6 protein-coding genes are annotated in these 6,146 nt (G+C 39.5%); 4 read left to right on the forward strand and 2 right to left on the reverse strand.

Annotated elements, in window-relative coordinates; translation table 11 throughout:
• The first annotated feature begins 291 nt into the window (after nt 1–291).
• On the forward strand, nt 292–711 hold the full coding sequence (locus FJR05_RS18755) for a hypothetical protein (protein WP_168645524.1): 420 nt from the start codon (nt 292–294) through the stop codon (nt 709–711).
• A 168-nt stretch (nt 712–879) separates the two neighbouring features.
• On the forward strand, nt 880–1,887 hold the full coding sequence (locus FJR05_RS18760) for a glycosyltransferase family 2 protein (protein WP_254446979.1): 1,008 nt from the start codon (nt 880–882) through the stop codon (nt 1,885–1,887).
• An 822-nt stretch (nt 1,888–2,709) separates the two neighbouring features.
• Here the strand turns inward: FJR05_RS18760 and FJR05_RS18765 are convergent.
• Nucleotides 2,710–3,333, reverse strand: coding sequence for a CPP1-like family protein (locus tag FJR05_RS18765; protein WP_168645525.1), 624 nt, complete (start codon nt 3,331–3,333; stop codon nt 2,710–2,712).
• Nucleotides 3,334–3,712: 379 nt separating this feature from the next.
• On the opposite strand from FJR05_RS18765, the gene FJR05_RS18770 reads away from it, so the two are divergent.
• Nucleotides 3,713–4,411, forward strand: coding sequence for a response regulator transcription factor (locus FJR05_RS18770; RefSeq protein ID WP_168645526.1), 699 nt, complete (start codon nt 3,713–3,715; stop codon nt 4,409–4,411).
• Nucleotides 4,412–4,496: 85 nt separating this feature from the next.
• Here FJR05_RS18770 and FJR05_RS18775 read toward each other — a convergent pair whose 3' ends face one another.
• Complete coding sequence (locus FJR05_RS18775; protein ID WP_168645527.1) at nt 4,497–4,691, reverse strand: DUF2811 domain-containing protein; 195 nt, start codon at nt 4,689–4,691, stop codon at nt 4,497–4,499.
• A gap of 647 nt (nt 4,692–5,338) precedes the next feature.
• Here FJR05_RS18775 and FJR05_RS18780 point away from each other — a divergent pair.
• Nucleotides 5,339–6,061, forward strand: a complete 723-nt coding sequence (locus tag FJR05_RS18780) for a TerC family protein (RefSeq protein ID WP_168645528.1) — start codon at nt 5,339–5,341, stop codon at nt 6,059–6,061.
• The last annotated feature ends 85 nt before the right edge of the window (nt 6,062–6,146 follow it).

Genomic DNA, 6,146 nt, shown 5'->3' on the forward strand with positions numbered 1-6,146 from the left:
GTAAAGGATTCACAGAATTAACACACTAGTCCATACCCAATTTATTTAGTTTCTAATACTCTCGAATATCCAGATGATCGTGTATCATCTATACTCATTAATCCTGATATTGATTACAGTTCTAACCTCATCAAAGCACTAAACCAAATTCCACAAGAATGGGTTATTTTTTGGGTTGAGGATCGTCCTCCTGCGATTCCTGTAGATACTGCTCGATTAGTAAAGCTAATTCAGTTAGCTCAATCAAAAAATGCGGGGTACTTGAAGCTGATTCCTTGTAATCCTCCAGCTTTGGTAAATGAAGCAGAAGAAATAGGAGAACTTCCTAAAGGCTCTCGTTACCGCATTTCTATGACAGTTGCTTTATGGAAGAAAGAAACTTTGCTGAAAATTTTGAAAGCTGGTGAAACAGCATGGGATATTGAGAAACGTGGAGGTCTGCAACGGGCTAATGAAATAAATGATAGGTTCTATGCTTTACCTATTGGGTCTTTCTCTAATCCTCCTCTATTAGATATACATCTGATTTCTAAAAGACAACTGATGTGGAGAGGAACCAAACTTTTAAAGAATGAAAATATATTTCATTATTTAGAAGATCGCCCTAAAGCATCCTCCTGGAAAAATATTTACTTTGAGTGCTATGATTTGATTTGGAATTTATACTATCGCATGATTTGGTTTTACAAAAAAATAAAATCCCGTGAATAATTTACCCGCCGTTTCTCTTGCCATTCCCACCTACAACGAATCAGCTAATATAAGTAGGTGAACAAAATAAAAATGAGGGGTATTGCGTTTTATAAAATGGCTGAAACTCAATCAGAATATCGCATTGAGACAACTTTACATACCGTTACATACCTTTAAATTTTCCTGTTGACCTACTTAGAACGAGTAATCAAAGGTTTCTTAGCAACAGAATATCAGAATTTAATTGAAGTCATAATCGCTGATGGTGGGAGTAATGACAACACTCAAGAGATAGTAAAAAGATTATCTACACAAGATTCCCGAATTAAACTCATACATAACCCTTTAAAGGTTCAATCTGCTGGACTAAATCTCATGTTACAGGAATGCACGGGTGATATTTTCCTTAGAGCCGATGCTCACTCAGATTACGCACCTGAATATATTGAAAAGTGCGTCGAAGCATTATTGTTATCTCAATCTCTGAATGTTGGTGGAGCGCAACGTTTTGCGGCTAACACACTTTTTCAAGCGGGAATAGCTCTAAGTTCCAAGAGTATTTTAGGCAGTGGAGGAGCAAAATATAGAGACCCAAATTATAACGGTTATGCAGAAACTGTTTATTTAGGATGTTTTTGGAAAAAGGCTTTGACAGAAGTATCAGGTTATTCAACAGAAGCAACTGCTAATGAAGATGCGGAACTCAACCAAAAACTACTTAAAAAAGACCAAAATGCAATCTACATCAGTTCCAAAATCCGTGTTTGGTACTATCCCCGAAAAACATTCAAGTCTCTCTATATTCAATATTTTAAATACGGTCGAGGTCGTTATTTAACCAGCATCAAACACTCTATTAAGTCCCAAATAAGAGGCATAGTACCATTTTTGGTAATATCATCAATAACTTTATTGTTGTTAATTGATTTACTGTTTCCTCGACTGGGGCTACCTATGGTAATATTAGTTATCTTAGGGCTGTTATTACCATTTTTAGAAAGTCTGCGAGTCACATTAAAATCAAGAACTAGTTTCGAGTCAGAAATTTGGCGAGGTGATAAAGGTAAAATACCATCCTTTTTAAGTCGCTGGTTTTTCTGTGGAATAGTCTTATTAACAATGCCAATTGCTCATTCTTTAGGTTATGCTTATCAGCTAATAAAACATAAAATTCTTGGGTTAAATGGCTGGTAATAATTGTAAATTCCAAAATGGAGATTAACTATGCAAGCCACATTCAGCATGAGTAAATATACTCAAAATATTTTTCCCATCAGGTTATTTTGTCATTGCGTTAGCGCCGCGTGGCGTTAGCCATATGGAACGAAGTGAAATGAAGCAATCACAACCCTTGCGATTGCTTCCCTTCGCTCGCAATGACTGTAAATATTTTTGTCCAATTACTTAGTGTATACTGCAAACGGTTCATAGTTTAACCAAATATGAAACCCCTCTGGTAAACCTCTCCAGTATTAAATGTTATTCCTTTTCCCTCTCCTAAGAGGCTACGGTGTACACAGAAGTTATCGAATCACCATTATTCCTCAAATTACCCCACCCTAACCCTCCCCGATGCCAAGGGGCTACGGTGTACACACAAGTGGTATCTGCAAGGGTTTCAGGCGTTATAGACCCCTAAAATTGTCATTACGAGCGCAAGTAATCACATAATCCCGTGGTTTTTGCGATTCCTACGGAGCGCTTCGTTATTCCTCCTCTGTGGGAGACGCTACGGGAAGGCAATGAAAGACTTCCAGAGCTATTCTTAGGTCGCGCTATCTCTATTCCTTCGGAACGCTACCGCGAACGAGACGCTACCGCGAACGCTACCGCACAGCCTAAAATTAGATAACGAAACCAAGTCATAGGGGGAATTTTAAGACTTGTGTGTACACCGTAGCCAAAGCATCGGGGGGATTAAGGGGGGTAATTTAACTTGTGTGTACACGATAGCTCCAACACGGAGAGGGGTTGGGGTGAGGTTCATCGAATTCACGTTAACCAATTACCCATTACCTAACGTAAAAAACTACTTACTAACCACAGCAAGATAAAAGTCAACAATGTAGAAAACTGATTCGCCGTCATATTGATCACTGGCAATGGTAATATCAAGCCAGCAATCAGACCACCAGCAATTAAACCAGCAATTAAACTCACTAGCGTCAATAAAACTGCTCTACCAAACTTTCCTTCCTTGCGATTGAGGAAGTAAATACCAACACCCACCCCAACTACCAAGGATAGTTGCAACACCTGACCGCCACTACCCGGATACAACAGACTCGTTGCACCTAAACCTAGATACAAAGCACCTGGTAGCAAGACATCAGTTAACGTGGGCTGATCCAGACTTCGCTGTAGCCATGCAGGAGACTGCTGACCAAGAGATTGACTTGTTTGAGGAGACGATGAAACTCGCATTTCTGGAAAACGGATGCGCTCAGGCACTTTAATCTTACCTTCTTGGCGCATCCGCAGGCGTTCCATTAAAATCGCATCATAAGCGGCTTCAATAACTTCTCGGACATTGCCATCACCACCATGTTGTTCTAACAGGCGATTCCGAACATCCTGGATTTCATCGAAGCTTGCGTCTTCCGATACCCCAAGTTTTTCGTAGGGACTTTGATCACTCATGGGAGGTTATTACTTTAGCCTTAATCAGCGGCACTTTTTATTTTACAGAAAAACAACTTTAGATTTTATAGAAATAAAGACAACAACTAGATCAGTAACTATCTGAATTATATGTCTTAGGCAATTTTATCTACCCATTAGAATAATAGCATGAGTCAGGTCAACCGCACATAAATTCAACAAGACTGAATTACTCATAACTTTTGCTATACCAGCATATTTACCTCTTCCCTATCCATAATAAAAATCACATTTTATGCAAATAATCAGGATCATCATTGCTCTTGCCTGTAAATTTTGAATTACTACCAAAGTAGAACCTGCGGTTGTACGCAATCATGTTGGTTAATCCTATGCACTTTTATAAAAACTAATCCCTATGGCTCTTGCTAAGATTCTTGTAGTTGACGACGATCCTGCGGTTCGGAATTTAATCCAACGCTTTTTGCTCAAACAAAATTATCAAGTTGAATCCGCCGAAGACGGGAAGACTGGGATGAGTATGTTTGAACAATTTAATCCCGATTTAGTAATTTTAGATGTTAATCTGCCCGATGTGATTGGTTTTAACCTTTGTCAAGAAATGCAGAGTCGTAGTGGCGTATTTGTACTACTTCTAACCAGTAGAACCGACGAAGGTGATAAAATTCGCGGTTTTGCTAAAGGTGCTGATGACTATCTGACTAAGCCATTTGGTTTGGGAGAGTTAGAGGTAAGAGTAGCAGCTATTTTAAGGCGACAGCGAGTTGTAACTAATGCCGAACAGCAACGCTTGATTTTTGACAAATTAACAATTGATTTTATACGACGGGAAGTAATGCTTAATAGCGAACCTGTTCCCTTAACTGCTCTGGAATTTGACTTATTATATTTTCTCGCTAGTCACCCAGCTAGAGTTTGGCGACGTTCCGAACTTATTCAAGAAGTTTGGGACTATGAATATGTTGGGGATCAGCGGGTTGTGGATGTTCATATCGGTCAAATTCGGAAGAAAATTGAAATAGATCCGACTCAATCAACATTAATTCATACTATTCGTGGTGTAGGTTACAAATTTGAATGCGCTACTTCTGCCTAAAATTTGACTACCACCTGTAAACCCCCGCCAATCCCACGCATTGAAGGTGTGGGATTAAATTTATTTAATCCAGTGTTTCTATGGATTATTGATGAAATAAAGTTTCTAAGTAAACACGAGCGGCTCGGCGATCGCTCTCACCATTTTGCAACAAAAATAACGATAAAGCCGCTGTTAAGACCCGGTTTTGATCCCAATCAGGATGGGTTTCTAGGTAGTTGTTCATGGATTCCTGTAATGTTTCGGGAATTTCGGTAAAGATAGGGACTGTGGTGTTCATAAAATTTTCCTGTAGATCAATCAAGAGAAGTTATTTGTGTTCAGTTTTACTGAGGGCTGTTTCATACCCTGTGAAGGACGGAGGGGGGAAATTAAAATAAACCAGAACACAAAATTCAGATGCCGAATGAAATCAAACTTAAGACTCATCATTTTGCGCTCACCAGGGGGGGATTTGTCAATGCTGCGAAATGTTAACAATTAGCAGTCAAAAATAAATCTCGACGAAATAATAAGGCTTACAACTATATTTTTGTTACATAACTTTATAAAAACTCAGTTATCCAGCCTGTTAGTAGGGAAAAATTCACAATCCCCAATAAGTCAGCAATGACTGATTAACTCGTAGAACATCTGTGGAAAAGTCTAAAATTACCTGTGGAAATCCTGTGGAATTAGTGAGGAAAACAATAGTTAATAATAAGAATTACCATAATGTCATGTTCTCCTGACATATCAAGCAATTAAGAGGGGGCAGGGGGGCAATGAGCAGTTAGTAACAAAAGTTACTCGTTAAAAGTGGGCTAAATGCACGTTAAGATAAATGGAAGTATGGAAATAATGACACTGTTCCCTGTCACCTGTTCCCTGTTCCCTATTCCCTATTCCCTTTTTTGTAAATTCTGAATTTTTGCCTGAGAAATTGGAATGTTAGACCAAATATTTGATTACTTAAATTTTCATTTCAGTGTTGAAGCTTTTATAGTCCTCTCAATATTAGTATTTTTAGAGGCGGTACTATCGGCTGATAATGCGATCGCTCTCGCTGCGATCGCCCAAGGACTAGAAGACAAAAAACTAGAACGTCAAGCCCTTAACATTGGGTTAGTCTTCGCTTATGTTCTCCGCATTACCCTACTGTTAACAGCTACCTGGGTACAGAAATTTTGGCAATTTGAACTATTGGGTGCGGCTTATCTGTTATGGCTAGTATTTCAACACTTCAGTTCCCAAGAAGATGAAGACAATCACCATCACGGGCCACGTTTTAAATCTCTGTGGCAAGCTATACCCGTAATTGCTTTTACAGATTTAGCTTTTTCCTTGGATAGTGTAACAACAGCGATCGCCGTTTCTCAAGAAACATGGTTGGTCATCACCGGTACAACCATTGGGATTATCACCCTGCGATTTATGGCTGGATTATTTATCCGCTGGTTAGATGAATATACAAACTTAGAAGACGCAGGTTACATCACTGTAGCCTTTGTCGGTTTACGTCTCTTATTAAAAGTCATCAACGATGATTTAGTCCCACCAGAATGGCTCGTAGTGACCGCCATCGGCATCATCTTAGCCTGGGGCTTCTCTAAACGCACCGTTGTGGAATTAATTCCAGAAGAAAAGGAAAAAGCTGAAGTATCGAAGTAATTGGGGGAGGGAGCAGAGGAGCAGGGGAGCAGGGGAGCAGGGGAGCAGAGGAGCAGGGGAGCAGAGGAGCAGAGGAGTAGAGGAG

Source organism: Dolichospermum sp. UHCC 0259, from assembly GCF_009711935.1.
In the GTDB taxonomy this organism is placed as follows: domain Bacteria; phylum Cyanobacteriota; class Cyanobacteriia; order Cyanobacteriales; family Nostocaceae; genus Dolichospermum.